The following is a 1,669-nucleotide window of genomic DNA, read 5'->3' as shown; positions in this document are numbered from 1 at the left end:
CGGTAATGCCTGCCTTCCACAAGAGAATGGGCTTTCCAAGCGCCAGCGCGCGTCGACCGACCTCAAGCAGGGCACGGCCATCCGGCGTGCCCTCAAGGTACGCCACGATGACCCGGGTTTCGTCATCATCAAGCAGCGCATCGATCAACTGCACCGTGTCGATGTCGCTCTCATTGCCGGTTGCAAGGACGTGCCTGAAGCCGATTCCGGCCGCGGCACATCCGAGAGCGATGCTGTAACCGAAACCGCCGCTTTGTGTAACAAGCGACACACCGCCCTTCTTCAACTTCGGTTCGCGAGTGATGCTGCCGAAGGCGGCATAGACCCCATCGTGGATATTTGCAAAACCTAGGCAGTTTGGGCCGAGGACCCGAATGCCGGCGGCTTGCGCAATCTCAAGCATGCGCTGCTCCAGCGCGATCCCTTCAGGGCCGCTCTCGCGGAATCCCCCACTCAGAATCACCACGAATTTGACCTGCTTCTTCGCGCACGTTTCGAGCACGGCCACTGCCCCTTGGGCAGGAACGCCAATAACCACCAGGTCAACGGGCTCCTCGATGTCGAGGACAGACGGAAAGCATTTGTGTCCGTCGAACTCGTCGTACTTCGGGTTGACCGGATAGATCTTCCCCGCATAGCCATTCTTTACCAAGGCGCGAACAACTTGCGACCCGGGGCGGTTAGCGTCGTCCGACACGCCTACGACAGCGATCGACCGCGGCTCAAACAGAAACTTGAATTTGCTCATACGGATAGAGGAAGGGACTTCCCAAAGTGATGATGATGTAACCCGAGACGCCTTGGGTCATCCATGCAGGTTGTCGAACGGGGACTTCCGAAGCGGCGGCGCCATGAAGCGAACTGTAGACCCGGCCTTGGTCCACGTCAACATTTCCGGAATTAGTTCCATTGTATGAAACTCGACGCGGCTCAGGGACGGCTGACATAAGTTTCAATCACCGGAACCCGTGCTATTCGCTAAAACTCGTGCTAGCATAATTGCACGGTCCGCGATTTGCTGGCCAGCGCAGAAGCGCGATCTGTCTTTTACCCATGGAGAGTTGCAGATGATCTACACCCGTAGCGGCAGCGACGCGCTGGCACAGCGCAGCGTTATCGTGTCCCCTGGTACCGGCAATACGCATTGGGGCACTGTATTCTTTGGGCCCCGCTCGTCGAACGCGGCTGGTGTTGGCCCCCAAGCGACGATGTCGGAGTTGGACGCGAACGAAGCAATCGTTCCCCATTTTCACGGCGTAACGATGTTCCAGTGCTTTGTCGCTGGCTCCGGAACCATTGGGACGCGCGGGCAAACTATCGAGCCGCTGACCGTACAGTTCAAAGACCACCACACCGCCTACGGTCCTATTACTGCCGGCCCGCAAGGCTTGTCGTTCGTCGCGATGCGCATGTACACGGGCAACTCTGAGCCGGTGTATCTCGACAAGCCCGGTTATCGCGACAAGCTGCAACCGAGCAAGCGCCGTCATCTGCACTCGGATCCGGTACGTTTTTCCACTGCGCCCGTTATGAAAGCCCGTACGGAGGCAGCATGGGAGACCCTGTTTGACGACGAGGATGACGGTATGCGCGCGCGTGTCCTGCGTCTTGGTGCAGACATGCAGGTCGAGGGTCCCGATCCGAAGCGAGCGGCTGGCTACTACATTCT

General features: G+C 58.6%; 2 protein-coding genes. One reads left to right on the top strand and one right to left on the bottom strand.

All coding sequences use genetic code 11. From position 1 onward, the window contains the following. The coding region (locus AC1DPR_RS31840; RefSeq protein ID WP_477818005.1) for a CoA-binding protein at nt 1-748 on the bottom strand (748 nt) is incomplete at its 3' end. 319 nt (nt 749-1,067) lie between these two features. On the opposite strand from AC1DPR_RS31840, the gene AC1DPR_RS31835 reads away from it, so the two are divergent. Next, nucleotides 1,068-1,669, top strand: a 602-nt coding sequence (locus AC1DPR_RS31835; protein ID WP_477818004.1) for a hypothetical protein, incomplete at its 3' end; no start/stop codon positions are given.

It is taken from the genome of Rhizobium sp. 01T417 (genome assembly GCF_056398905.1).
The sequence above is the reverse complement of the archived record's forward strand: the minus strand, read 5'-3'. Positions and strand labels throughout refer to the sequence as shown.